Source organism: Promicromonospora alba (assembly GCF_042654905.1).
GTDB classification, from domain to species: Bacteria; Actinomycetota; Actinomycetes; order Actinomycetales; family Cellulomonadaceae; genus Promicromonospora; species Promicromonospora alba.
The window spans coordinates 207,651-233,356 of sequence record NZ_JBHSFI010000002.1 but is presented as its reverse complement, the minus strand read 5'-3'; the positions used below and the strand labels follow the sequence as shown (position 1 = coordinate 233,356).

Sequence of the window (25,706 nt, the reverse complement as noted above, 5' to 3'; positions counted from 1 at the left end):
GAGCGGATCGCCAGGATGTCAATCGGGCGGTGCGGCGCGGGCTGTCGACCTCGAGACCGTCAATCCGGAGTGCGCGTTCGGCGGCTCCCTCGCACTCCGGGTTGCCTAGGCGTCAGCGCAGGACGCTCACCAGGTCGATCGCCTCGATCCGCCCGGCGGGAGCGAAGTCGTCGCCGGCCATGTACTCCAGCAGGCTGTGCCGGAGCTGGCGGGCGGCGGCGCGATCGCCCGAGGGATCGAGGTTGAGCGAGCTCACCACGATCTTTCCCGTCCCGAGGTTCGCCTCGAAGAGCACCCCGAGCCGCCGAGCCTCGAACCAGGTGTCGATGGGCTGGACGAGCGGCCGCAGCCGCTGCGGAAGCCGGTCGAGCAGCATCGCCTTGGCGCCGTGCAGCAGCTCCCACCACTGCCAGTCGGTGGAGCCCTCGGTGGGGAAGTGGCGGAACACCGGGTGCGCCGGGTCGTGCAGCAGGCCGAGGGTGTGGGGCGCCTGACCCGCGGTCCACGCGGTGTTCCAGAAGGCCGGTGTGAAACCGAGGGCGACGTCGTTCCCGATGCTCTCCGGTGCGAGCTCCAGCAGCACCGTCGCGCCGGCGCCCGCGCGCTCGACGGCCTCGCCGATCTCGGTGGTGACCAGCACGGTGTCGGGCGCCTCGTGCTCGGCGGCCGGGTACACCCACAGGTCCCAGTCGTTCTGGAAGGCGGCGCCGGCGGCGTCCTCCCCGGATGCGACGGGGGTGACGGAGACGACGAGCCGCACCTGCGCGGGCGTCGGGACGAGACCCGTGGGGACGGCCACCGAGCCGAACCGGGTGCCGTTGCCGATCGGGATGTGCGCACCCCGCGCGACGACGCCGGTGGCGAGCTCCGTGTCGTTCGCGTCGACGAGGCTCCAGGTCACGTCGGCGTCGAGCGGCGTCGGGCCGAAGTGCGCGACCTGGACCTCGAACTCGATCTCCTGGTCCGCGGTCCAGACCCGGCGCGGGAGCCGTGCCAGCGGGACGGTGGGCCCGCAGAAGCGCGCGAACTCCTCCGCCGTGCTGTAGCCCTTCGACTCCCAGAACGGGTTGAGGACGCCGACCAGGGCGGTGCCCTGTCCAGGGAAGTCGCTCAGGCCGAGCAGGTGGAAGCCACCGAAACCCTCGGTGCGCAGCGCCGCCTCGATGTCCTCCTTGTAGCAGAGCAGCTGGAGCCGGCCGGAGGCGTAGAGGAACACCTCGGCCTGGTCGGCCATGCCCGCCTCCCGGAGGAAGTCGGCGAAGATGCCGAAGTTTCGCGGCTCCATGAGCCCCGTGTACTTCGACGTCTCCGCGAAGTCGGGGTAGGCGCACCACTGGCCGATCTCGTGGCTGATGATCGGGCGGGGACGCGACCGCACCCACTCGCCGTAGTCGGACTCGGTCTCCGGCGGGTGGCCGTTCAGCCGCGACTCCAGCCCCTCGCCCCATCGGTGCGCACGCGGGTCCGGGATGTTGTCGAAGTCGTTCTCGGTGATGGCCGGCCAGCCGGCGCCGCTCGTGTACAGGCGCCGGGGGTCGTACGTCCGCCACGTGTTGACCCACGACGCGAGGAACTCCGCGTCCCGCCCGGCGGGCTCGTTGCCGTGCGCCATCATGATGAAGGAGGGGTGGTTCCCGTAGGCGTCGAGGATGCGGCGGGTCTCCTCGTACAGATAGGCGTCGACCGGGCGGGCCTCGCCCAGCGCGGCGCCCTGGTTGGCCCAGACCGGGCCCTCCACCTGCACGTAGAAGCCCGCCTCGTCGGCGGCCACGAACGCCGCCTCCGGCGGGCACCAGGAGTGGAAGCGCAGCAGGTTCAGCCCGTGGGCCTGGCAGACGGCGATGATGCGGCGCCACGAGGCGACGTCGGTGGGCGGGTAGCCCGTCAGCGGGAAGACGCACGACTCGAGCGTGCCGCGGATGAAGGTCCTGCGGCCGTTGATCGTCACCTGCGTCTCGTCGACGCCCACCTCGCGCAGGCCGAAGACCGTGCGGGCGACGTGCCGGTGCTCGCTGCCGCGGACGTCGGTGACCAGCTCGACGGTCAGCTCGTACAGTGCCGGGTGGAACTCGTCCCAGGTGAGCGCGTCGTCGCCCAGCGGGAGCAGCACGTCGACGTGCGTGCCGCCGGCGGTGAGGCCGCGTTCGGCCAGGTCGCGGCTGTGTCCGGCCTCGAAGGTGGCGCTGACCGGCCCTGGCTCGTGCTCGCCGGGGACGTTGAAGCGCCGTGCGGTGACGCGGACGCTGCCGGTCCCCGCTCCGCCGCTGCCCGCCGCGATGTCGATCTTGACCAGGGCGGACCTGGCCGCGACGTCGGGCACTACCCGCACGCGCCGGATCGTCACCTCCGGCAGCGCGGCAAGGGTGAGCGCGCCGACCATCCCGTTCCAGTTGCCCTGCGTGTGGTCGGAGATGCTGTGCGCGTTGGGTCCGACGTCGACCACCGTGCGGTTGTCCACACGGATGGTGAGCAGGTGCCGGCCGGGGGAGAGGCGGCCGACGTCGAACCGGTGCGCGGTCGTGAGGCTGCGCTCGGAGCCGATCTGTCGCTCGTCCACCCAGACGGTCGACTCCCAGTGGACCCGCTCCAGGGACAGCACGACGTCACGTCCGACCCAGTCCGCCGGGACGTCCACCTCGCGCTGGAACCAGGCGGCGCCGCGAAAGTAGACGCGCGGCTGGAGCCAGAACGGCACAGCGATGTTGTCCGGTTCGCGGTACGGGGCGTAGCGCTCGTCGGTGAAGTACGACCGGTCGACGATGCTGCCGGTCCACGGGGTCTCCAGGCCGACGGGGTCGCCGAGGCCCTGGTGCTGGATCGAGCCCGGGAGGGCGACCGCCGGGGAGCCCTCGGGCAGGCCCGTGCGGAACCACTGCTCGAGCTCGCCCACGGCGTCCGGGTCCAGGGCGCAGCGCCACCGGCCCGACAGGTCGAGGGCCGAGCGGGCCTCGGGCACTGTCTGCGGGTCAGTGGCGTCCGGGTCAGAGGCGTCCGGATCGGGCATGGACTCGACGGTGAGCATGGCACGACCCTAGGTCGGCCCAGGCTGCCGCTGAAGGGACGATGCTCTGCACTTACCTGGACGATTCGCGGATTCGGACGCTCGCTCGCTACCTGTGTCTGCCGCTCAGGGAGAACCTACGTCGGCGGGGTGTGTTGCTGTGTGTAGACAAGGTCTACGCAGAGCAACACACCCCTGTGGCACCCTGTCCGGGCGGATCGCCCGCGACGGCCAGGGTGCCCGCTCGATCTTCCGTCAGCCGCGGCGCCAGAGCTGGGCGTTGAGTCCGTTGCAGGTGTACATCGACAGGCGCGCGCCGTTGCCGGTGTCCCACTGGTAGTTGTCGAGGCAGGTCCCGCTGGTCCGGTTGCGCAGGGAGAACCAGCCGTTGCCCTGGTCGACGATCGACCAGTCCTGGTTGGGGTTGCCGTTGCAGGTCCACAGGCCGACGTCGGCGTTGAGCGCCGTCGAACCGTTCAGGTTGTCCAGGCACTTGGCGGCGTGGAGGTTCTTGATGCGGTAGTAGCCGCCCGTGTAGCTGAACTCCCACTTCTGCGCCGTGGCGGTGCCGCACGTGGAGAGCCTGACGAGGGCGCCGTCGGCGGTGTTCCAGTCGTAGTCGTCGACGCACCTGTCGCTGTGCCGCCCCCGGATGCCGGGCTGCCCTGAGCCGGTCGCCTGCGGCTGGCCGAAGAACGGGTAGCCGTCCGCCGCCCAGTACAGCTGCTGGACGCGGGTGTGCCGGTTGGGGTCGGTCAGGGCGTCCGGGTTCGGCGTCGCGTAGTCGCGGGCGTGGTAGACGAGGATGTCGGTCACGCCGTCCTCCGCGACCGTGAAGCTTCCGTGCCCGGGCCCGTGGACACCGTTCGCCGTCTGGAAGACCGGCGTCGACCGCTTGGACCACGACGACGCGGACAGCAGGTTGGCCGACGCCGAGGCGGAGACCAGGCCGAGCTTGTACCGGGAGTCGGTGGCGGACGCCGAGTAGGCGATGAAGACCCGGCCGTTCTTCACGATCGGCGACGGCCCCTCGACCACGCCGGCGACTCCCTCCATCTCCCAGGAGTGGGTAGGCCGCGCGATCTCGATCGCGGAGGCGGTGTCGATGGTCGTCGGCGAGGTCATCCGCGCCAGGTACATGTGACTGTTGTAGCTCGTGCTGGGGCTGTCCTGCGCCCACGCGAAGTACCGGGTGCCGTTGTGGGTGAACGACGCCGGGTCGAGCTGGAAGGAGTCCCAGCCCGTCGTCATGCGCTGCGGTGCCGACCACGTACCCGTCGTCGGGTTCGCGGACGTGTTGCGGATCGAGTACAGGCGCTGCGCGAACCGCGACGAGTCGGGCGACGCCGAGAAGTACATGTACCAGGCGCCGTCGACGTACTGGATGTCGGGCGCCCAGATCCAGCCGCTCAGGTTGCCGCTTGACGGTGCGGTGAAGGCGGTGACCGGTGCGGCCGAGCCGAGGCCCGCGAGGGTCTGCGACCGGCGCAGCTCGACGCGCTTGTAGTCCGGTACGGACGCGGTCATGTAGTAGTAGCCGTCGGTGTGCTTGTAGATCGCCGTGTCGGCGCGCTGCTGCACTATCGGGTTGGGCACGTCGATGAACTGGGCGGACGCCGGAGCGGCGGGCACGAGGACGAGCGCCATGAGGGCGGCGGCCCCGGCCGCGAGGATCCGGCGGCGCAGCCTGGCCAGCGGGACAGCAAAGGGTGACGGCACGGGATGACTCCTTTGTCATCGAAATTGTGAGCGCTAACATCGCGAACTCTGCCCGAGCCGGGCTGTCCGGTCAAGACGTGTGCGGAGGTCAGCTCGTCTTGCGTCGGCGCGGTGCCGCGGAACGCGGGGGTGCCGCGCGCATGTGGTCGCGGACCCGGCCCAGCACATCGGCGAGGACCTCGACGTCCTGACGCGCCAGCGGCTCGAACAGCAGCCCGTCGAGCACGGCGATGTGGCCGGGGAAGACCTTCGCGAGGGTGTCCCGGCCCTGCTGGGTGATCGTGACCGTGGTGCTGCGCTCGTCGTCGGGTGACGGTGCGCGAGTGACCAGCCCACGCTGCTCGAGCGACTGGGCCTGGTAGGTGAGGCCGCTGCGGCTGTAGACGACGCCATCGGCGAGGTCGGTCATGCGGTAGCTCCCGTCGGGCGAGTTGCCCAGGCGGGCCAGGAGCTGGAACTGCACGTAGCTGAGGTCGCCGGCCTCCCGCAGCTGCTGCTCGACCGTATGCCGCAGAAGGCTGCTGACCTCGATGAGCGCGAAGTACGCACCCAGCTCGGTGGGGTCGAAGGAACGAGGGGTGTCGGCCATGCCGGCAGTCTACCTTGCTGCGAACTCAAAGCACTTGCTACGAACTTGAAGCAGTGCTACGGTCTCCACAGTTGCTTCGAATCCGAAGCAACAAACTGAGGGAAGGTCGTCATGAAGGCAGTACGTTTCCACCAGACCGGTTCCCCCGAGGTCCTGCGCTACGAGGACACCGACCGGCCCGTCGCCGGTGCGGGCCAGGTGCTGGTCCGCGTGGCCGGCTCCGCGTTCAACCCGGCCGACAACGGCATCCGAGGCGGCCTCCTGCCGATCCCGGTGACGCTGCCGCACGTGCCCGGCTACGACGTCTCCGGCACGGTCGACGCGATCGGCGACGGCGTGACCGCTTTCCAGGTCGGCGACGCGGTCGTCGGCTTCCTCCCGATGACCGAGGACGGCTCTGCGGCGGAGTACGTGGTCGCGCCCGCCGACGTCCTCGTCAAGGCACCGACCGGCATCGACCTCGTCGACGCGGCCGCGCTGCCGTCCGTGGCACTCACCGCCTGGCAGGCGCTCTTCGACGAGGCCGGGCTCAAGGACGGTCAGCGAGTGCTGATCACCGGTGCCGGCGGATCGGTGGGCGGGTACGCCGTCCAGCTCGCCAAGCGGGCCGGTGCCTACGCCATCGCCACGGCGAGCCCCCGCAGCCATGACGCCGTCACGGCCGCGGGTGCTGACGAGGTCATCGACCACACGACCTCCACCGTCCTCGGCTCGGTGAGCGAGCCCGTCGACGTCCTGCTCAACCTGGCACCCATCAGCCCGGACGAGTTCACGGCTCTCCTCGCCCTCGTCCGTGACGGCGGCGTCGTGGCATCGACGACCGCGTGGATGCCCACGCCCAGTGACGACGAGCGCGGGGTGCGGGCCGCTGGGATCTTCGTCCGGGCCGACGTCGACGAGCTGGCCCAGCTGGTCGCCCTGGTCGACAGCGGCGAGCTCACCGTCGACGTCGCGCGGCGCGTCCCGCTGAGCGAGCTCCCCGCGATCCACGCACAGTCAGCCGCGGGTGAGCTGCGCGGCAAGGTCGTGGCCGTCCCCGACGCCGGCTGATCCCAGTCCACACCGTTGGAACGGGCACGCGACTGATCAGCTGTCGAGCAGCGACCGCATCCGGTCAGCGATCAGCGTGGTGGCCCGTTGTGGGGCGAGGCGCGAGAGCCGGTCGAGCAGGCGGGCGTCGCCGCCGATGCGGACGCGGTACGTGCCCTTCTCGACGGCGGTGATGATCTGACCGCCGGCATCAGCGGCGCTGGTCGCCTTCGAGTCGGCGCCTGCGGATGCAGCGACACCCGCAGGCGTTCCGGCCCCTGAGTTGGCAAGGAGGTTTGTCGCCACACCGCCGGGGAAGACGATGGTCACAGCGACCGACGAGCCGCGAAGCTCCGCATACAGGCCCTCGGTCAGCAGCTTGACCGCCGCCTTGCTGGCCCCGTAGGCGGCCTGCCCGGGGACCGGCACCAGTGCACCCATGCTCGACACGTTCACCAGGCTCGCTTCAGGACGCTCGAGCAGCACCGGCAGGAACGCCTTGACCATGTTGACCACGCCCCAGAAGTTGACCGCCATGACCTTCTCGATCTCGTCGTGTCCCAGGTCCTGCACGCGCACGAAGCGCTGAATGATCCCTGCGACGTTGAGCACGCCATCGACCTGGCCATGCACCGCTTGCACTTCGGCCGGAAGCCGCTCGACCGCGGCGCGGTCACTGACGTCGAGCGCATGCGCGGACAGTCGCCCACCGGCTGCGGCAGCGAAGTGCGCGGTCTCGGCGAGACCCTCCTCGCTGCGGTCGACCGCAGCTACATCTGCACCGCGCTCGATGAGACCCCGGACGGCTTCGCGGCCGATCCCGCTGCCGCCGCCGGTGACGACGAAGACCTTCCCTGCTATCTGCACTGCGATTTCCCTTCTGTTGCTGCAGCGGTCCGGAGGCGCTTCACGACGCCATCTCTGCCTTACGGGCACTCGCATCCTCATGGACGAGGACCTCGCTCATGTCGCCTGCTCGCCATTTGCTCAGCAGCCGGTGGAACGCGACGGGGCCAGGGGAGTACGAGAGGCCGGTGAACGACCGGGTGCCTTCGGCGTTGTAGTAGCCAGGCGTGCATTCGGCCTGGAAGGCGCTGGAGTCGTGCGCGGTCTCGTGGAGCGTGCGCAACCACCGCTCCTCGGCTTCGGCGGTGGGCTCGACCCTGCGGGCGCCTTCGTGTTCTGCACGGGCGATGACCGCTGCGACGTGCTCGGCCTGCTTTTGGAGGATGTGGACGAAGTTGACCGAGCTGGCGGTCTGGACGGCGCCGAGGTGCAGCAGGTTCGGGAACCCGTGGCTGTAGAAGCCGTGCAAGGTACGCGGGCCCGTCGCCCACGACTCGAGGAGACGGCGGCCGTCGCGCCCGGTGACCGGCAGGGTCCCGGACACGACGCCGGAGACACCGGCGTCGAAACCGGTCGCGAAGATGATGCAGTCGACCTCGTACTCGGTGTCACCCACGATGATCGAGGTCTCGGTCATCGCGGTGACGCCCTGGGAGTCACTGGTGTCCACGAGCGTGACATTGGAGTGGTTGAACGCCTGGAGGTAGAGGTCCGAGAACCCGGGGCGCTTGCACATGTACCGGTACCAGGGCTTGAGTGCCTCCGCGGTGGCAGGGTCCGCGACGATCTCGTCGACGCGGGCGCGGATACGGTTCATCGTGGCGGCGTCGTCCAGCTCGTCGCGGTACGCGCGCTCCTCCTCGGTGAGGGACTCGTCCACGGCACCGGTGATGATGTTGCGCTGCAACGCGACCGTCGCGGTCCACCCGTCCGTGACGAGCAGTTCGTCCACGGGTTCGCCAGCGAGGACGGCGAGGAAGTTCTCCATCCGCTCGCGCTGCCAGCCCGGCTTGAGCGAGGCGGCCCAGGCGGGGTCGGTCGGGCGGTTGTCGCGAACGTCCACCGTGGACGGGGTCCGCTGGAACACGAGCAGCTCGCCCGCACTCTCGGCCAGGATCGGCACCGCCTGGAGGCCGGTCGCGCCCGTGCCGATCACCGCGACCCGCTTGTCGGTGAGGCCGGTCAGGTTCCCGTCGGCGGTGCCGCCGGTGTAGCCGTAGTCCCAGCGGCTCGTGTGGAAGGTGTGGCCACGGAAGGACTCGACCCCGGGGATTCCGGGGAGCTTCGGCTGCGTGAGCGTCCCGGTCGAGGTGATGACGTACCGGGCGCGGAAGCGGTCACCGCGATCTGTCTCCACGATCCACTCCGCTGCGTCCTCGTCCCAGGTCAGCGAGGTCGACAGAGTCTGGAAGAGCGTGTCGCGGTACAGGTCGTAGTGCTCAGCGATGCGCACGGCATGGCGGCGGATCTCCTCGCCCTTCGCGTACCGCTCGGTCGGCATCGCTCCCGTCTCCTCCAGCAGCGGCATGTACACGTAGGACTCGACGTCGCAGCGCACGCCGGGGTACCGGTTCCAGTACCAGGTGCCGCCCACGTCGCCGGCCTCGTCCATGAGCCGGATCGACTCGACGCCGACCCGTCTCAGTGAAGCGCCCGCGAGCAAGCCCCCGAACCCGGCGCCGATGACGAGGACTTCGACCCGATCGGTCCTGGGGTCGCGCTCCCTGAAGGGCGTGTAGGGGTCTTTCGCGTAGTAGCCGAACTCGCCTACGGCGCTGCGGTACTGGCGCGCACCGTCAGGACGGATGCGGCGGTCACGCTCGCGTGCGTACCGCTCGCGGATCGCACCGAGATCGATCGAGGCTGGCTGGGACTCTTCCATGCTGTTTCCTTTTGTCCAGGGTGTTCGGGCTGTGAAAGGGGACGAATCGTGGTCGGCGGTCTCGCCGAGGACTTCGCGGTTTCCCTGCTCGCGATGTCCGGGCTTGTCGACTAGTTCCCGACCGATCCGCGCTCAGCGCCGTTCTCCGACCGCCCTGCGCCGAGCGCTCGCTCCAAGGCAGTCATCTGGGATTCCTTGTAGGCGATCGAAACGGCGGCGGTGCGTTCGATGAGGTCGAAGCCGTGGTAGGCGCCGGAAACGCGGTGGAGTTCGCAGGGGACTCGTGCCTGACGCAACCGGTCGGCGTAGGCGAGGTCCTCGTCGTAGAAGAGGTCATTGGTGCCCACGCCCAGCCATGTCGGCGCGACGCCGGTGAGGTCTTCGTATCGGGCGGGTGCGGCCAGCGGCGGTGGCGGGGCCGCGTGGGTGCCGAGGTAGGCGTTCCAGGCCCAGCGATTGCTCTTCTGACCCCACATGCGTAGGGACGCGGGATCGATGTCGGTGCGGTGCGCCGTCCGGTCGTCGAGCATCGGATAGGACAGCACTTGCAGGACCGGTCGGATCACTCCGCGTTCCTTGGTGAGCAGGGCGAGCGCGGCGGCCAGGCCGCCTCCGGCGCTCTCGCCGCCGATCGCGATCCGCGAATCGTCCACATCAGGGTCCGCTGCCAACCACTGCAACGCGGTGTAGCAGTCCTCCAACGGCACTGGGAACGGGTGCTCCGGTGCCAGTCGGTATTCCACCGCGGCGGTGATGGCGCCGAGGCGGCGGGTGACCTGGCGGCACCAGTCGTCGGACTGCATCGCGCTGCCCATGACGTAGCCGCCGCCATGGATCCACAACAGCGCCGGTGCCGGACCGGTTGCGTTCGGCGGCCGGAAGACCCGCACGGAGACGTCGGTGTCGATCCGGACGAGCTCTCCACCGCGCGGCGCTCTCGGTGTCAGGAGTCCGGCGATTCGTCGGCCCAGTCCGACCGGCATGTTCCGCGGTAGGAGCCGCGCGCGGCGTAGATCGGGATGAAAGGTGTGCTTGGGCATTGCGATCTCCTCGATCTAGCCGCGCATGCCGTGGACGGCGGCGACGACGCCGCCGTCCACGAGCAGATCGGTACCGGTGATGAAGCCGGCCTCAGGGCCGAGCAGGAAGGCCGCGGCAGCGGCGATGTCGTCGGGCGTGCCGAGACGTCCGGTGCCGGACATGGCGACCATGGCCCGCATCTGCTGCCCGCTGTCACCTTCGAGTTCCTGCTGCCCCATCGGGGTCGAGACGACCCCGGGGCTGATCGAGTTGACGCGCGCGCCCCGCGCGCCCCAAGTGCCCGCGACGGCCTGCACCCGGAGCAGGTTGGCGCGCTTGGCGATGGTGTAGGCCGGGCCGGGGTCGCCGGTCGCGACGGCGGCGAGGAACGGCAGGCCCAGCAGCTCCATGGTCGGGGCGGTGGCCAGTGCCCGTTCGGTTTCGGCGTCCAGGCCGTCCGGCATGTGACCGGCCATGCTGGCGATGACCACCGCGGCGCCGCCGGGCGCGACGACCTGGCCGAACGCTTCGAGCACGAGCGCGGTGCCCAGCAGGTCGACTCGCAAAATCGTCGCGCTCGGGGCCTGCGTCGGCGACAGACCCGCAGTGTGGGCGATGCGCGCCACCGGTCCGAGGTCGGCCGCGGCCCTGGCGAGAGCGAGGACCGAATCGCGGTCGCCCACGTCGACCGCCTGGGTGGTGACGTCGTGCCCTTCGCCGCGCAGTTCCTCGCCGATCGCCGCCAAGGCCGGTTCGTTGAAGTCGGCGAGCAAAACCTTCCGTCCGCTCCCGTTGCGGCGGGCGATGGCGCGGCCCATGCCGCCGGTGCCGATGACGACCAGGACTTCCCTGCTCATGACTGCGTCTCCCTATTAATCATACGTGACGTCTCGTATTGAAAATGAGGTTACTACACTCATCGACGTGACTGCCAAACAACGCGGGCGACCTCGCAACGCCCAAGCCGACACCGCGATCCTGGAGGCAGCGCGTGACCTCATGGCCGCCGAGGGCTATGAGCGGATGACGATGGAGGCAATCGCCGCGCGAGCCGGGGTGGGCAAGCAGACCGTCTACCGACGCTGGCCCTCGAAGGCGGCGATCGTCGCCGAGGCGGTCATGGCCGGCCACCTCGGGATCCGCGCGGAGGACCCGCCGCGGACCGGCGATGTGGCCGCGGATCTGCGTGACTGGCTCGGTCAGTTCTTCGGCCAGCTGGGCCAGCCCACCGCGGTCGCGGTGATCCGCGGCCTGGCCGCCGCCGCGACCGACGGCGGCGCCGATGCCGAGCAGCTCTACGAGCGCTTCACCGGCCCGAGCCGGGAGCAGATGCTCGACCTGCTGCGGCTGGGCGTCGAGCACGGACAGTTCCGCACCGACCTCGATATCGAGGCCACCGCCGACGCCGTCGCCGGCACCCTGCTCTATCGGGCGCTGGTCCCGCCCTCAGCGGTCCTCGACACCGACGCCGCCGGATTCCTCGATCTGCTGCTCCTGGGCATGACCCCGAGAGCCGGGCTGGACGAAGGCGATCGCTAGCGCCCGGTCTCCCAGGCCAGGAGCAATTCCCTTGGAAGCCCGGCGCTGATACGAAGAGGCGGTTCAACCAGGGTGAGTATCCGTCGACTCCACGAGCAAACCGTCACTGACGCTGACCAACTGTCGGACGCACAGAACGAGCCCCTCGTGCGGCAAGAAGTCAGGGTTTCCGGGCCGCTCTGGCGCTGGTACATGCTGGCCGACCTCAGGAGGTACGTCCAGGTGGTCGAGGCGGACGGGCGCAAGTGAGGGGCGGGAACCGGATCAGGGCGCGATGCCGCGCAGGAACACCGACCGCTGCTCCGCGGCGGCTGTCTCGGAACCGGCCGATCGCATCGTGACCTGTCTCGCCGGACGCCAGAGCGTCCTCCGCTTCGGCAAGGATCAGCCGATAGGCGCGTACCGCCATGGCCTCGAGGAGTGCTTCCCGGTTGGGGTAGCGGCGGTAGAGGGTGCCGACCCCCCCCCCCGCCTGCGTCGGCGGCTATCTGCGCGAGGGGGACGGACTTGCCTTCGGCGAGTCCGGCCCGTAGTGCGGCAGCCATGATGCGCTCGGCGTTCTGCGCCGCATCCCTTCTCAGCTTCTTGGGTGGTTCGAGTGCCATCGTGGTCACAGAATACGTAGGGAGACCCCGCACGCGGGCGACGCAGCGGAGCGGACTATCATTCGCGTGACGCCCACCGGCCTGTCGCCCTGGGCCGCATCCTGTACCGCTCGGCCTGTTTCACTCTGTTTAGCTCACTCTGCGAGAACGAGAGCCTTGGTTCACAACGTCATCCCGGGCCGCACCACCCGGGCCCGCGTGCGGGCTTCGGCCGGCACGGCCGCAACGTACCTCGCGCGCCCCCTCGTGCCGCTCTGGGCGGCGCTCGCTCTCGCGATCGCCGGCGGGTTCGCGCTCGATGCCGCCTTCCCGTCGCTCGGGTGGTGGCCGCTCGCGTTCGTGGCCGTGCCGCTCGCGCTGGTCTCCCTCGTCGGGCGAAGCCTGTGGGGCAGCGTGCTCGTCGGGGCAGCGTTCGGCGCAGCGTTCTACTTTCCGCACGTGTCGTGGGCGTCGCAGTTCCTCGGCGACGACCCGCTCGGCTGGGTGCCGTGGGTGGCCCTCGCCGCCGCGGAGACGCTCCTCCTCGCGGTCTTCTCGCCGCTCGTCACGCTCGCCTACCGGTGGCTGCCGCGCTGGCGCGACACCGCGACCGTTCGTCTCGTGGCGCTCCCGGCGCTCGTCGCCGGCGCGTGGGCGGCCCGAGAGCTCGTCCTGGGCTCCTGGCCCTACGGCGGCTTTCCGTGGGGGCGGATCGGGATGAGCCAGTCGGAGAGCCCGATCGCCCCCGTCGCGTCGTGGCTGGGCGTGTCCGGGCTCGGGTTCCTCATGGTCGCGCTGTGCGCCGGAGCGGTCGAGGCCGTCCGGTGGGCGGTCCGCGTCCAGCGGGAACGCGTCGAGCACGACGACCGCGAGGTCGCGGCCGCCCGGTGGTGGGGCGCGCTGCCCGTTGGCCTGCTCGCCGTCGTCATGGTGGTGGTTCCCCAGTTCCCGACCGCCGACGCCGGAACCCTCCGGGTCGGCGCCGTCCAGGGCAACGGACCCGCCGCGTACGCGGACCAGCGCGCGCCGCTGGAGGTGCTGCGCTCACAGCTCGACGCCTCGGCGCCGCTGGAGAGCGAGCGGGTGGACGTCGTGGTGTGGCCGGAGGGCGGCGTCGACAGCGACCCGGCGTCGAACGCGGCCACGGCCCGGACGCTCTCCGCGGCCGCGGACGCCTATGGTGCGCCGATAGTCCTGAACGCGGCGTCCGAGGTCGGGGACCTGGTCTACAACACCTCGTTCCTCTGGACGGCGGACGGCTCCGCGGCGACGCATGCGAAGCGGCACCCGGTGCCGTTCGGCGAGTACATCCCGGACCGGTGGCTGTACAGCGCGATCGTCCCCGACCTCGTCGGTCTCATCTCGCGCGGGTACACGCCCGGCGACGACTCGCCCGCCTTCGACTTCGGCCGGGCCAGGGCCGGCCTGGCGATCTGCTTCGACGTCGCCTTCGACGACGTCATCCAGGAGGGCGTGCGCGACGGCGCCCAGGTGTTCATGTTCCAGACGAACAACGCCGACTTCCGCGGTACCGACGAGAACCTGCAGCAGCGCGAGATCGCCCGCATGCGCGCGATCGAGACCGGCCGCAGCGTCGTCAACCTCTCCACCACCGGGACCAGCCAGGTGTTCGCCCCGGACGGGACCCTGCTCCGGACGCTCCCCTTCGACGAGGCGGGCCTCCTGGTCACCGACATCGAGCTGCGCGACGGCAGCACCGCGGGGGTCGTGCTCGGCCCGTGGATCCAGGGGCTGCTGTGGTGGGGAACCCTCCTGAGCCTCGCCGTCCTGGGATTCGTGACCCGACGGCGGGTACCGACGCCGGACTCGGCGTCATGAACGGCGGCCGCCTTCCGCGCGGCGGGAGGCCGGCCGCGGCGCTGGAGGAGATCGAGGCAGGTATCGAGGCCGCCTGGCAGGCTTTCGTGGCGAGCTTCGCCGTCGAGGGCAGCGGCGGGGAAGAGACTGCGCTGGCCGAGGCCGTGCTCCAGGACCCATCGGAGTTCGAGTGGCGTGTCGTCGACGCAGCCATGGACCGTCTCATCTGCGAGGACTGCCGCAGCACCCTGGGTGCCGGGCCGGTGGGTTGCGCCCCGTGCGACCGGGCGAACGCGTACCGGTTCGCCGCCAGGGAGATCGACCGCCTGCACGTGCCGCCGGGCAACGAGCACGCGCTCCGCGTCGCGTCCGCGGTAGCGCGAACCAGGCACCGGTACAGCCCGAGGGCGCGGTGCGGCTACGAGCTGGCCCTCCCCGCCCTGCTTGCCGGAGACCTGCCGACCACCGCCGAGGCCCAGGCGGCCAAGGCGGTCATCAACCGGCTCAGTGACGCCGAACGGGAGTCGATCACGTCGTTGTCCGACGTCATGCCGCGGTGATCACGACCCTCGGACGAACGCGGGACCTGGTCAGCCCGCCTCGTCAGCGGTGAGCGGGGCGTAGCGCACCTCGGTGACGTCGACGACGCCGTCGAGCGCCCGCAACCCGACGACGCGGCCCGTGAATCCGCCGGCCACCTCTGTCGAGAGGTAGCGGCCGTCGAAGCGGGTCAGCTCGTGCTCCACCCCGTCGACGACGGCGGTCAGGCGCACGTCGTCCGGCCCGGTGGTCGTCGCGGTGACCGACTCGGCCCGGAGCGTGAGCGAGGGCCCGGTCAGCGGGACGGCCGCGCCGTGCCGCGTCTCGAGGGGACCGACGCGGACGACGGCGTGCGCCTGTTCGGCGTCGGCGCGGATCTCGCACCAGTGGGTGTCGTCCAGGCGCAGCAGGAGCGCGCCCGCACCCTGCGCCAGGTCGAGGTCGGCCTCGAAGCGCCACGCGGGATCGAGGGCCCGTGCGGTCAGGGCGCCGACGTCGGCCCGCGGCCCGGTGCCGGGGCTGAGCCGGAGCCCGCCGTCGGGTCCGGGTGCCGCGATCTGGGCCAGGCCGGCGCCGGGGGAGACCCAGCGCGGGTGCAGCCCGGAGCCGTCGAACGTGTCCGTGTAGGACGTGTCCCGCACCGCCACGTCGTAGCGGTCCTCGTCGACCACCGGCCAGTCGTCCACCCAGTCGATGCCCGCGAGGAAGGTCTCGCGGCCGTTGACGTGGAACATCGGCGTGTAGCCGCGCGGACGCACGGCCAGGTAGACCATCGACCAGCTGCCGTCGGGGTTCTCGACGAGGTCGGCGTGGCCCGTGTTCTGGACGGGGTGGGTGGTGCTGCGGTGGCTGAGGACCGGGTTCGCCGGCGCGCCGGTGTAGGGGCCCTCGGGCCGGGTCGCGCGCGCTACCGAGACGCTGTGGCCGCGCTCCGTCCCGCCCTCGGCGATGAGCAGGTACCAGTAGGCGCCGCGCCGGTACAGGTGCGGTGCCTCGGGGTGCGCGAGGCCGGTCCCGCTCCACAGCCACCGAGGTTCCTCCAGGGCGGTCCCCTTCTCGAGGTCGACGCGCACCTGGGCGATCCCCACGCCGTCCGGGCCGGAGGAGCAGTACGTCACGAAGCACGTGCCGTCGTCGTCCCAGGCGAGGTCGGGGTCGATGCCGTGCAGGCCCTCGAGGTACGTCGGGGCGCTCCAGGGGCCCGCGGGGTCGTCGGTGGAGACGACGAGCTGCCCGGAGGGGCCGGTGACGTCGGTGGTGATCAGCCAGAACCGGCCGTCGTGATGGCGCAGGGTCGGCGCGTACACCCCCTGGCTGGAGCCCGCGCGCCCGGGCAGGAACTGCTCCGGGCGGTCGAGGATGTTCCCGACGAGGGTCCAGGTCAGCAGGTCGCGGCTGTGCCACAGCGGGACCCCTGGCGCGTACTCGAACGACGAGTTCGCCAGGTAGTAGTCGTCGCCCGCCCGGCATACCGAGGGGTCGGGGTGGAAGCCGGGGATGATGGGTGCGACGTTCATGGAGCAGGGTCTACAGCATCAGGTCTGGCGTGTCGAACGTGGCCGCGCGCCCGGCGCGTAGAACCACCCGTGGAACCGCGAGCGCGCGGGCTGGGGGAGCAGCGCCGCGATGGCCACCATCGCCTTGGCCTGCAGGCCGGTGGCGACCTCGGCCCGGCCCTCCATCAGGGCGTCGATCGCCTGGCGGGCCACCATGGCCGGGCTTGCCTTCGGGGCTCGCCCGATGTGCGTTCGCTCCATCTCGGCCGCGCGGAAGAACGGCGTCCGGGTCGCGGAGGGCAGCACCGACGTCACGGTGACGCCCGTTCCGTCGAGCTCGTGGCGCAGCGACCAGGCGAACGAGCGGGCGAACGCCTTCGACGCGGCGTACGTGCCGAAGAGGGGCGCGGGCATCGTCGCGGCGATCGACGACGTGACGAGGATCCGACCCGCGCCCGACGCGACCAGGTCGGGGACGACGAGGTGCGCGAGGTGCACCAGCGAGCGGACGTTGAGGTCGACGAGCCGCAGCTCGTCCTGCAGGGGTGTGCGCGCGAACGGCCCGTGGACGCCGACGCCCGCGTTGAGCACGAACGTCCGCACCCTGAGCTCCCGCGCGCGGGCGGCGGCGGCCTCGACCCCCGCGGGCAGGGCGAGGTCGGCCTCCAGGCCGGTCACGCGCGCGTCGGTGTGCCGGGCCAGCTGGCGCACGGCGTCGTCGACGCCGCGTTCGGCGACCACGAGCACCTCGTGGCCCCGCTGCGAGAGCTCCCGGGCCATCGCGAAGCCGATGCCGCTGGACCCGCCGGTGACGAGCGCGACCTCCGGCGTCGCCGTCGGGCGGCTGTCGTGCCGGTCCTTGTCCTCGGTCATGGGGCGCGCTCCCTCTCGGGTTCGCCCCTCGTCTCGAAGCCGTCCGTCGACGATAGGCAGGATGCGCACCACCCGCACGCGGCAGTACCCGAGGCCGCGGACCGGGCCGGTTGCCAGTGCCCGCGACCTGGTTAAAGTCAGATCATGGTGACCGTCACGCGGGCCGCTCGATGCACTCCCGACGCGGTGCTGCGCGTGCTCGCCGACGGCTGGTCCTACTCGACGTGGGTGGTCGGCACGGCGCGCATCCGGGCGGTCGACCCGACGTGGCCGGAGCCGGGCACGCGCATCCTGCACTCCGTCGGCCTGTGGCCCGCCCTGCTCGACGACGAGACGGTGGTCCGCGCCTGGGACCCGGAGCGGTCGATAGAGCTGCAGGCCAGGGGCTGGCCCGCGGGCGAGGCGCGCGTGCTGATCGAGGTGACGCCGGTGGCGGTCGGGTGCCTGATCCGGATCACGGAGGATGCGGACAAGGGGCCCGGCGTGCTGGTGCCCCGGCCGGTGCGCAGCGCCGTGATCCGCCCGCGCAATATCGAGACGCTGCGGCGGCTCGCGCTCATCGCGGAGCGGCAGGCACCCGAGCAGCTCCAGCGCTGACCGGGCCGGCGGCGCACGGCGCGGCGAGCGCCGCGACGTCCGCTCATACGTTCCGCAGCAGCCGCCCCCACGCGCTGCGCACGAGCGCCCGGGGGAGCGCGCCCCACGGGCTCGCCGCGGCCAGCGCGACGCGTGCCGCGTTCCACCCGCACGCGCCGTGCACGCCGCCGCCCGGATGGGCCGACGCGCTCGCGAGGTACAGCCCCTCGACCGGCGTCTCGGGCCTGCCGAGCCCGGACGTCGGCCGGAAGACCAGCTCCTGGTGTACCGCCGACGTCCCGCCGTTGACCGCGCCGCCGACGAGGTTCGCGTCCGCCGCCTCGAGGTCCGCCGGACCCTGGACCGACCTGCCGACCACGGTGTCCCGGAAGCCGGGCGCGACGCGGTCGAGGGCGTCCTCCATCCGGTCCGCCTGGTCGGCGACGGCGTCCGGGGTCCAGTCGATGCCGTGGGGCACGTGCGAGTAGGCCCACGCGGACTCGGTGCCGCGCGGGGAGCGGGTCGGGTCCGACGTCGTCATCTGGCCCAGGACGAGGAACGGCCGCTCAGGAGGCTCGCCCTTCGACAGGGAAGCGGCGACGTCGACGAACCCCCGCCGGTCCACGCCGAGGTGCACCGTCCCGGCGCCGCGCGCCCCCTCGGCGGTCCAGGCGAAGGGGCGGTCGAGCGCCCAGTTGACCTTGAACGTCGGGTGGTCCCACTGGAACCGGTCGAGGTCGCGCAGCAGTCGCGGCGGCAGGTGTTCGGCACCGACCAGGTCCCGATAGAGGGCAGGGGCCGTGACGTCGGCGAGCACGGCCCGCCGGGCGCGGACGAGCTCGCCGTCCGCGGTCCGGACGCCGACCGCGCGGCCTCGCCCGACCAGCACCCGGTCGACGCGCGCGCCGGTGACGATCTCCCCGCCGCCCGCCCGCACCCGCGCGGCGAGCGCGTCGGCGAGCGAACCGGCACCGCCCACCGGCACGGGGAAGCCGACGTCCTGACCGAGCATCGCCAGCAGCCACCCGAACAGGCCGCTGCCCGCGGCGTCCGGCGGGACGTCGGAGTGCATGGCGTTGCCCGTCAGCAGGAGCCCGCCGCCCTCACCGCGGAACGTCTCGTCGGCGAGCCGGCGCACGGGCAGGACGGCCAGGCGGCCGAGGTCCAGCGCCCCGCCGACGCCGAGCCGGCTCAGCAGCCGCAGCGCCGGCCCGGCAGCGGGCAGCGGGCTGAAGAGCGCGTCGAGCAGCGGGTCGCGTACGCGCCGCCACCCCGCGAACATCCGGAGCCACGCGTCGCCGTCGCCCGGTGCGAGCTCGTCGAGGCCCGCGGCGGTGTCCTCGGGCTCGGCGTGCAGCACCGCCGCCCCGCCGTCGTCGAGCACATGGGCGAGGACCGACGGCGCTCGCGACCACGCGAGCCCGTGTTCCTCCAGGTGCAGGCCGCGGATCACCGGCGAGCCGGCCGCGAGCGGGTAGAACGCGCTGAACAGGTCGGTGCGGAAGCCCGGCGCCGCCACCTCGGCGGTGCGCACCGCGCCGCCGACGGCGTCCTGTGCCTCGAGCACCAGGACGTCCCAGCCCGCGTCGACCAGGGCGTTCGCCGCGACCAAGCCGTTGGGGCCCGCGCCGACGACCACCGCATCGACGGTCCTCACCACTGCTCGGGCACCAGCTTCGTCATCGGCCCGGCCTCTACGGCGTCCTGCATCGGCTCCTCCATCGGCTCCTCGGTCGATCCCGCTCCAGCGTGCCCAGGATCAGGCCCGGTCGCCAGCGCGCCCGTGAGGTCAGGGGAGCACCGCGGTCTCGGCCGCGGCGAGGGCCAGCAGAACCACGCACACCACCGCGACGCACATGCTCAGGCCGAACGGCGCGCGGCTGCGCGGCCGGGCGAGAGCCATGACGCCAGCGGCCAGCGCCAGGCCCACCGCTATCGCGCCGCCGATCCAGGCGGCCGGACCCGGCGCCCCCGCCGGCCCGGCGACCACCACGGCGACGGCGGCGACCAGCAGGGACGGGGCCAGCACCCCGGACGCGCGGCGGCCGAGCCGGTGCGGCAGGCCCCGCACGCCTGTCGCGGCGTCGTCCTCCAGGTCGGGCAGGGTGTTCGCGACGTGCGCCCCGCTCCCGAGCAGCGCGGCCGCGGCGACCGCCCAGACCGCCGGGACGCGCGGGCCGGGCGCGGCGAGCACCACGAAGACCGCGAGCAGCCCGAAGGACACCGCATAGGGCGCCCAGGACCACATGGTCGACTTGAGCCGGGCGTTGTACGCCCACGCGCCGCCGACCGCCACCAGGTGCGCCAACCCAGGAACAAGACCCAGCGCGAGCGACGCGACGACGCATGCGGCGAGCGCCGCGAACGCGGCGCCGCGCAGCGTGCGGGCGGTGACGAGCCCTGCCACCACGGGTTTGTCGGTGCGTCCGACGGCGGTGTCGCGCCGCGCGTCGATCCAGTCGTTGGACCAGCCGACGGAGAGCTGGCCGGTGCCCACCGCGACCGTGACCAGGGTGACGACGAGCCATCCGGAGCCGAGGGCCGCGGCGAGGGCGGCGGCCAGGCCGGTCACGACGGCGGCCGGTGCGGCGTGGCTCGCGAGCACGAGGCCGCGTGCGAGGCGGCGGGCGCTCGCCCCGGGCAGACTGCCCGACGGATCGCTGGACGGATCGCTGGACAGATTGCCGGGCAGATTGCTGGGCAGATTGCCGGACGGCGTGCCGGTCGTCATGTGCGGCACGCTATCCGCCGAGCCGCCTGCTCGCCGCGCGGGTGACCGTGGCCTGCGCGACGATGCTGGGATGTCCTGTGTCGTCGCGGTAGTGCCGGTACTGCCCGAGCACGTGTACACCCAGGAGGAGATCACCGCCGTCGTCGGGCCGCTGGTGGCGCCCGACCCGGCACGGACGGCCCTGCTGCGCCGCCTGCACGCGAGCGCCGGCGTGGATCACCGGCACCTGGTGCTGCCGCTGGACGAGTACGCGGGACTGCACTCCCTGGGTGCCACCAACGCCGTCTTCATCCGGGAGGGTGCCCTGCTGGCCGAGCGCGCCTGCCGCCAGGTGCTGACGGCCGCCGGGCTCCGGCCGGAGGACGTCGACCACGTCTTCGCCACCTCTGTCACCGGGGTCGCCGCCCCGTCGCTGGACGTGCTGCTCTCCGAGCGGCTCGGTCTGCGGAGCGACGTGCGGCGCACGCCGTCGTTCGGCCTCGGGTGCGCGGGTGGCGCCGGGGGACTGGCGCGGGTGCACGACCATCTGCTGGGCCGGCCGGGCGACGTGTCGCTGCTGGTGTCCGTGGAGCTGTGCTCCCTGACCCTCCAGCACGGCGACGACTCGACGGCCAACATGGTGGCCTCCGGCCTGTTCGGCGACGGCGCGGCGGCCGCCGTCGTCGTCGGTGCGACACATCCGCTCGCTGGGCCGACGGCGGTCGGTGGCGCGGGCGCGGCGGGCTCGGCCCGGGCGGGACGCAGGGCGACCGTGGTCGACACGCGTTCGCGGCTGTACCCCGGCACCACCGAAGCGCTCGGCTGGGAGGTGCGCGACACCGGGTTCGCGATAGTGCTCTCGGCAGGCCTGCCGGACCTGCTGCGCGCGCACCTCCTCGCCGACGTCAAGGGGCTCCTCGCCGAGCACGGGTTGAGCCCCGGGGAGATCCCCACCTGGGTGGTGCACGCGGGCGGTCCGCGCGTGATCGACGCGGTGCGCGACGCGCTGGGGCTCGCGGAGGACGCCGTCCGGGAAAGCAGGGAGAGCCTTGCCTGCGCGGGCAACCTCTCGTCCGCGTCGGTGCTCGACGTCCTGGCCAGGACCCTTGCGCATACTGAAGCCCCACCGGGTTCGCCGGTCGTGCTCATGGCCTTCGGCCCCGGTGTGTCGTGCGAGCTCGTGCTGCTGAAGCTGGAGGAGCGTTGATGCTGGGTCTCTACGTGTTCCTGGTGGGTGCGACGGCGGTCGAGCGCCTCGCCGAGCTGGCCGTGTCGGCCCGCAACGCGCGCTGGTCGTTCGAGCGCGGCGGTGTCGAGTCGGGGCGGGGGCACTTTCCGGCGATGGTGGCCCTGCACAGCGGGCTGCTGGTGGCGTGCGTCGCCGAGGCGGTGCTCGCCGACCGGCCGTTCCTGCCGTGGCTCGGCTGGCCGATGCTCGTCCTCGTGCTGGCGAGCCAGGCGCTGCGCTGGTGGTGCGTGACGACGCTGGGGCACCGGTGGAACACCCGGATCATCGTGGTTCCGGGGCTGCCGCTCGTGTCTGGCGGCCCGTACCGGTGGATCCGCCACCCCAACTACGTGGCGGTCGTGGTCGAGGGCATAGCGCTGCCGCTGGTGCACACCTCCTGGGTCACGGCGCTCGTGTTCACCGTGCTGAACGCGGTGCTGCTGGCGCGCTTCCGCATCCCGGCCGAGGAGCGGGCGCTCCGAGCGGCCGTGGGCGGGACGCGGTGACGTGACCGGCCCTGGTGACGTGGCCGGCGACCTGGACGCCGACGTCCTCGTGGTGGGGGCGGGGCCGGTCGGGCTGGCGGCGGCGGTCCACGCGCGAGCCGCTGGGCTCGACGTGCTGGTCGTGGACCGGCGCACGGGCACCCTCGACAAGGCCTGCGGCGAGGGGTTGCTGCCGGGTGCCCTGCGCGCCGTGCAGGCGCTCGGCGCCGACCCGCCGGGCCAGCCGCTCGCCGGGATCAGCTACCGGGCCCCCGGCCGGCACGCCGACCACCGCTTCGCGGCCGGTCCGGGCCGCGGCGTCCGGCGCACCGCGTTGCACGAGGCGCTGTCGAAGCGCGCCGCCGACGTCGGTGCACAGCTCTTCCACGGCAGGGTCACGGGTCTGCGGCAGGACGCTGGCGGCGTCGAGGTCGAGATGGTGCCGGGCGGTGCCACCGGTCAGGGGAGAGCCCCGATGACGCTGCGCGCCGCCTGGGTGCTCGGATGCGATGGCCTGCACTCGACCGTCCGCCGGCTGGCGGGGCTCGACGCCGTTCCCGGTCGGCGGGCGGGCCGACCGGCGGACGGCCGCTACGGTCTCCGCCGGCACTTCGAGGTCTCGCCGTGGACGGACCTCGTCGAGGTGCACTGGTCGCCGCACGCCGAGGCCTACGTGACGCCGGTCGGCCCGGACACCGTCGGCGTCGCGCTGCTCGGGCCTCGTTCGGTGAGCGGCGCGGGGTTCGACACCCTGCTGCGCACGCAGTTCCCGGAGCTCAGCGCCCGCCTCGCCACGGCGACGGCCGCCAGTTCGCTCCTCGGCGCGGGCCCGCTGCGCCAGCGGTCGCGACGGCGTTCGGCGGGACGCGTGCGGCTCGTGGGCGACGCCTCGGGCTACGTCGACGCCCTGACCGGCGAGGGCGTCCGCGTGGGGCTCGCGCAGGCGGAGGCCGCCGTCCGGCATCTTGAGGACGCGGGCGCGTACGAGCGTGCCTGGCGGACGGCGACCCGCGACTACCGCGCGCTCACCACCGGACTGCTCGCCTGGGCCTCGAGCCCTCTCCGGGGAGCGGTGGTGCCGGCGGCGGCCCGGGCTCCGTGGCTCTACGGCGCGGTGGTGGAGCGGCTGGCACGTTGACCGCGTATCTCTCGCCACGTCCGGCGAGCTCGTGTCACGCGTGCTCCTTCAACCAGCCGGGAGGATCGGTCTCCGCGTGCACGACCAGGTCCCGGCGGTCGCGAACTCCCAGCAGCGCGTAGATCTGGCGCAGACGGTTGGCCACGGTCCGCACCGAGACGTAGACCGAGGCAGCGATCTGTGCGTTGGTCCAACCCTGGAGCGCCAGTCGGACAAACCCTCGTTCCTCTTCGTTCAGGCGATTCCAGCCCACCCTGGCCGGTGCGTCCGCGACCAGCAGGGCGTCGATCGAGACGCACCACCCGGGCGCGCCGGCCAGGCTGGCGAGCGACCGGGCCTCACGGAGGGCTCGTGCCGAGGCCCTGCGGTCATTCCGCGCAAGGCAGTGCCGCCCATAGGCGACGAGCGAGCGCATGCGGTGCCACGGCGAGACGGACAGGACGGACGTCGGCAACCAGTCGTCAGCACTGACGGGATCTCTGTCGCTGCCACGCAGGATCGCCTGCATCCGCAGGTGTGCTGCGGCGGCATTGCCATCGACACGTTCTTCGGGTGTGACGGGCGGGTCGATGAGCCGAAGTGCCCGCGCGCCGGTCGCGCCCTCCGCGGCGACGGCGGCCTCGACCATGTCAGCTCGCGCTTGTGCCCGGCCGCGGTACGGCCAGGCACAGCGCTCGACTCCGATGGTCAGGAGCTCGGCCGCCGTCATGATGTGTCCGACGGCGAGACGCGCGGCACCGAGGTCGAGAGCGAACTCGCCCAGCGCCCGCGTGGACCATGCGCCCGTCGGTATCAGGTCGCTGGCAGGAACCCGCCCGTCGAGCATGGCAGACGCCGCCGCGTGCATTCCCCGCACGGGCAGCCAGTGCTCGATCCCCGGCCGGAGCTCGGTGGCGTGCATGAGGTGCGCACGGACCCCGGCAGGGCGACCCTCGGTCATCGCCAGCCTCGCGGCTGCCAGGTCCCGTGCGACGACCTCTGCGATGGTCCGACCGGTGAGCTTCGCTGACGGGTCCTCCAGGAGCTTGCGTCCACCGACGGCGTCCCCGAGCAAGAGGTGTCCCCGGACGCGGATGCAGAGGCCGACCCAATGGGGGTCCGGACCTAGCGCGAGCGCATCGAGGTCCGCGCGGAAGCAGGCAGGGTCGTCCAGTCGGCCGGTGGTCTCCAGATAGATCAGCTCGGCCGCGACCCGAGCCCCGGCAGAACGTGCGGCCTCGGGAACGTCTGTCGGGTCTCTCCACCACAGGTGGTCGGTCCACGCGGGGTCGATCATGTTCAAGAAACGAGCACCTGTGTCGGCGTGCACCCAGGAAGTCCCGGTCAAGAGCGCCACACCGACCACGCCAGCCGTTGCCCGAGGTGTCACGCCGGCCGCTGGAAGGTCTGCGAGGTCTTCCAGGTGCAGGCCATCAAGGATCGCTTCGACCATGCCGGCCGGCCCGGCCGCCTCAGGTGAACCGGCCGGGACTCCCGCACGGGAGGATCCGCGCAGCTGCTCCCGGCACAGCCGCGGCAGCAGGGGATGAGTGGTGGCGAGCTGCCGCATCCGGTCCGGCGGCAGGTCGTACGCCGATGACGAAGTATCTTCGGTGTGCGGCATGACCCCTGGGGCCACTGGATCCCACGGGTCCGCCCACAGCTCGGCCAACGTGGACGTCTCCGTTGCGTCCAAACCGTCCAACAGCACCTGGTACGCACGCCGACCCGCTGGCCCGACCTGCTCGGGCGCGGTCCACTCCCGATCGCCACGCAGCTGCGCGGCTGTGAGCCCTTCAGCCAGCTCCGTCGCCAGCCGGGGATTGCCCGCGCTCCACCACCGCAGGCGTGATGCGACGTCGATGGCGACAGGCAGCTCCAGCGCCGTATCCAGAACCTGACGCAACGCCGACTCGTCGAGCGGTCCGAGAGCCAGGACCTCGACGTCGTCCGGCAGCACGCCCCCAGGGACGTGCCTGGCCGCGGCGATGACGCGCCAGCCCCGTTCGTAGGCCAGATCGCCCAGCTGCTGGAGCCAGGCGGACCTCCGTGGTGAGAGGACCTCGAGGTCATCGATGAAGAGGACTCCGTCCGCCGCAGGCGATGCAGCGATGTCGGCAGTCACGACGTCGAGCAGTCCCGCCGCGTCGAGCTCGTGGTCCTGGCCGGTCGACATCACCAAGCCGGACAGATCGACGCGCGGCCCACCGGCGACCCGTTGTGCGTACGGCTTGGGCGAGCAGGCCCGCACGATCCTGACCACCGAATCTCGCACACCGGCCCGATCCAACGCGGCCAGCACCGTCACGGTCTTTCCGGTACCGCTGAGGCCGGTCACGACGAGCGTCGTCGGATCCAGACCGGTCACGAACCCGCCGACAACCCGCGACTCCCTCTCGCGCCCGTAGACAGTGCCACCCGGCCGCACGGTGTCCTCGTTCTGCGTCCACCCAGAGGACCCCACTGGATAAGCGGGAGCGGGGAGCCCACTGTTTCGAGCCAAAGTGCGTACCTTCCACCGACAGCATGACATTTCGATCGTCCCGGGAAGAGTACGTACCGGGCGTTCTTGACGCGCGATATCTCCGCCCGGGACGGCGACGTCCTACGACCCGCGCGTCCGGGGGAGCGGGCCTCGAACCTCACGCAGTGCG

The 25,706-nt window shown here is 72.1% G+C and carries 20 protein-coding genes; 8 read left to right on the top strand and 12 right to left on the bottom strand.

What is annotated here, in order from left to right; all coding sequences use genetic code 11:
- Positions 1 to 112 precede the first annotated feature (112 nt).
- From ACFO6V_RS04165 to ACFO6V_RS04155, 3 genes are all read right to left on the bottom strand, one after another.
- Positions 113 to 3,022, bottom strand: coding sequence for a sugar-binding domain-containing protein (locus ACFO6V_RS04165; protein ID WP_377132538.1), 2,910 nt, complete (start codon positions 3,020 to 3,022; stop codon positions 113 to 115).
- Between the two features lie 234 nt (positions 3,023 to 3,256).
- Positions 3,257 to 4,720: a family 43 glycosylhydrolase gene (locus tag ACFO6V_RS04160; RefSeq protein ID WP_377132536.1), complete on the bottom strand. Its 1,464-nt coding sequence runs from the start codon at positions 4,718 to 4,720 to the stop codon at positions 3,257 to 3,259.
- 88 nt (positions 4,721 to 4,808) lie between these two features.
- Positions 4,809 to 5,309, bottom strand: a complete 501-nt coding sequence (locus ACFO6V_RS04155; RefSeq protein WP_357502882.1) for a MarR family winged helix-turn-helix transcriptional regulator — start codon at positions 5,307 to 5,309, stop codon at positions 4,809 to 4,811.
- 111 nt (positions 5,310 to 5,420) lie between these two features.
- On the opposite strand from ACFO6V_RS04155, the gene ACFO6V_RS04150 reads away from it, so the two are divergent.
- On the top strand, positions 5,421 to 6,359 hold the full coding sequence (locus ACFO6V_RS04150) for an NADP-dependent oxidoreductase (protein WP_377132533.1): 939 nt from the start codon (positions 5,421 to 5,423) through the stop codon (positions 6,357 to 6,359).
- A gap of 36 nt (positions 6,360 to 6,395) precedes the next feature.
- Here ACFO6V_RS04150 and ACFO6V_RS04145 read toward each other — a convergent pair whose 3' ends face one another.
- The 4 genes from ACFO6V_RS04145 to ACFO6V_RS04130 all read right to left on the bottom strand — a co-directional run bounded on the left by ACFO6V_RS04145 (position 6,396) and on the right by ACFO6V_RS04130 (position 10,943).
- The gene (locus tag ACFO6V_RS04145) at positions 6,396 to 7,286 is read right to left on the bottom strand and encodes an SDR family NAD(P)-dependent oxidoreductase (RefSeq protein WP_377132531.1); all 891 of its coding nucleotides are present in this window, start codon (positions 7,284 to 7,286) and stop codon (positions 6,396 to 6,398) included.
- Entirely contained in the window at positions 7,246 to 9,066 is a 1,821-nt protein-coding gene (locus tag ACFO6V_RS04140) for a flavin-containing monooxygenase (protein ID WP_377132529.1), read from the bottom strand. The genes ACFO6V_RS04145 and ACFO6V_RS04140 overlap by 41 nt, the downstream gene beginning before the upstream one ends.
- Positions 9,067 to 9,176: 110 nt before the next feature.
- Positions 9,177 to 10,106, bottom strand: a complete 930-nt coding sequence (locus tag ACFO6V_RS04135) for an alpha/beta hydrolase (RefSeq protein WP_377132527.1) — start codon at positions 10,104 to 10,106, stop codon at positions 9,177 to 9,179.
- Between the two features lie 15 nt (positions 10,107 to 10,121).
- On the bottom strand, positions 10,122 to 10,943 hold the full coding sequence (locus tag ACFO6V_RS04130) for an SDR family oxidoreductase (protein WP_377132525.1): 822 nt from the start codon (positions 10,941 to 10,943) through the stop codon (positions 10,122 to 10,124).
- A 67-nt stretch (positions 10,944 to 11,010) separates the two neighbouring features.
- On the opposite strand from ACFO6V_RS04130, the gene ACFO6V_RS04125 reads away from it, so the two are divergent.
- The 3 genes from ACFO6V_RS04125 (at position 11,011) to ACFO6V_RS04115 (ending at position 14,587) form a co-directional block, all read left to right on the top strand.
- A complete protein-coding gene (locus ACFO6V_RS04125; protein ID WP_377132523.1) occupies positions 11,011 to 11,625 on the top strand; it encodes a TetR/AcrR family transcriptional regulator in 615 nt (204 codons plus the stop codon).
- Positions 11,626 to 12,386: 761 nt separating this feature from the next.
- Positions 12,387 to 14,048, top strand: a complete 1,662-nt coding sequence (gene lnt / locus ACFO6V_RS04120) for an apolipoprotein N-acyltransferase (protein WP_377132521.1) — start codon at positions 12,387 to 12,389, stop codon at positions 14,046 to 14,048.
- Positions 14,045 to 14,587 (top strand): hypothetical protein, encoded by a 543-nt coding sequence (locus ACFO6V_RS04115; RefSeq protein WP_377132519.1) that lies wholly within the window; start codon positions 14,045 to 14,047, stop codon positions 14,585 to 14,587. The genes lnt and ACFO6V_RS04115 overlap by 4 nt, the downstream gene beginning before the upstream one ends.
- 30 nt (positions 14,588 to 14,617) lie before the next feature.
- On the opposite strand, the gene ACFO6V_RS04110 is transcribed toward ACFO6V_RS04115, so the two are convergent.
- The gene (locus ACFO6V_RS04110; protein ID WP_377132517.1) at positions 14,618 to 16,084 is read right to left on the bottom strand and encodes a glycoside hydrolase family 43 protein; all 1,467 of its coding nucleotides are present in this window, start codon (positions 16,082 to 16,084) and stop codon (positions 14,618 to 14,620) included.
- Between the two features lie 18 nt (positions 16,085 to 16,102).
- On the bottom strand, positions 16,103 to 16,936 hold the full coding sequence (locus tag ACFO6V_RS04105) for an SDR family NAD(P)-dependent oxidoreductase (protein WP_377132515.1): 834 nt from the start codon (positions 16,934 to 16,936) through the stop codon (positions 16,103 to 16,105).
- 144 nt (positions 16,937 to 17,080) lie between these two features.
- On the opposite strand from ACFO6V_RS04105, the gene ACFO6V_RS04100 reads away from it, so the two are divergent.
- Entirely contained in the window at positions 17,081 to 17,533 is a 453-nt protein-coding gene (locus tag ACFO6V_RS04100) for an SRPBCC family protein (RefSeq protein WP_377132513.1), read from the top strand.
- 43 nt (positions 17,534 to 17,576) lie between these two features.
- Here the strand turns inward: ACFO6V_RS04100 and ACFO6V_RS04095 are convergent, their stop codons facing one another.
- A complete protein-coding gene (locus ACFO6V_RS04095; protein ID WP_377132511.1) occupies positions 17,577 to 19,169 on the bottom strand; it encodes a phytoene desaturase family protein in 1,593 nt (530 codons plus the stop codon).
- Between the two features lie 132 nt (positions 19,170 to 19,301).
- A complete protein-coding gene (locus ACFO6V_RS04090; RefSeq protein ID WP_377132509.1) occupies positions 19,302 to 20,243 on the bottom strand; it encodes a UbiA family prenyltransferase in 942 nt (313 codons plus the stop codon).
- A 70-nt stretch (positions 20,244 to 20,313) separates the two neighbouring features.
- Between ACFO6V_RS04090 and ACFO6V_RS04085 the strand changes: the two genes are divergently transcribed.
- The 3 genes from ACFO6V_RS04085 to ACFO6V_RS04075 are packed head-to-tail and all read left to right on the top strand — an operon-like array spanning position 20,314 to position 23,073.
- Positions 20,314 to 21,429, top strand: coding sequence for a type III polyketide synthase (locus ACFO6V_RS04085; RefSeq protein ID WP_377132507.1), 1,116 nt, complete (start codon positions 20,314 to 20,316; stop codon positions 21,427 to 21,429).
- Positions 21,429 to 21,956: an isoprenylcysteine carboxyl methyltransferase family protein gene (locus tag ACFO6V_RS04080; protein ID WP_377132505.1), complete on the top strand. Its 528-nt coding sequence runs from the start codon at positions 21,429 to 21,431 to the stop codon at positions 21,954 to 21,956. The genes ACFO6V_RS04085 and ACFO6V_RS04080 overlap by 1 nt, the downstream gene beginning before the upstream one ends.
- Position 21,957: 1 nt before the next feature.
- Positions 21,958 to 23,073 (top strand): NAD(P)/FAD-dependent oxidoreductase, encoded by a 1,116-nt coding sequence (locus ACFO6V_RS04075; RefSeq protein WP_377132503.1) that lies wholly within the window; start codon positions 21,958 to 21,960, stop codon positions 23,071 to 23,073.
- 34 nt (positions 23,074 to 23,107) lie between these two features.
- On the opposite strand, the gene ACFO6V_RS04070 is transcribed toward ACFO6V_RS04075, so the two are convergent.
- Positions 23,108 to 25,420: a LuxR C-terminal-related transcriptional regulator gene (locus tag ACFO6V_RS04070; protein WP_377132501.1), complete on the bottom strand. Its 2,313-nt coding sequence runs from the start codon at positions 25,418 to 25,420 to the stop codon at positions 23,108 to 23,110.
- Between the last annotated feature and the right edge of the window lie 286 nt (positions 25,421 to 25,706).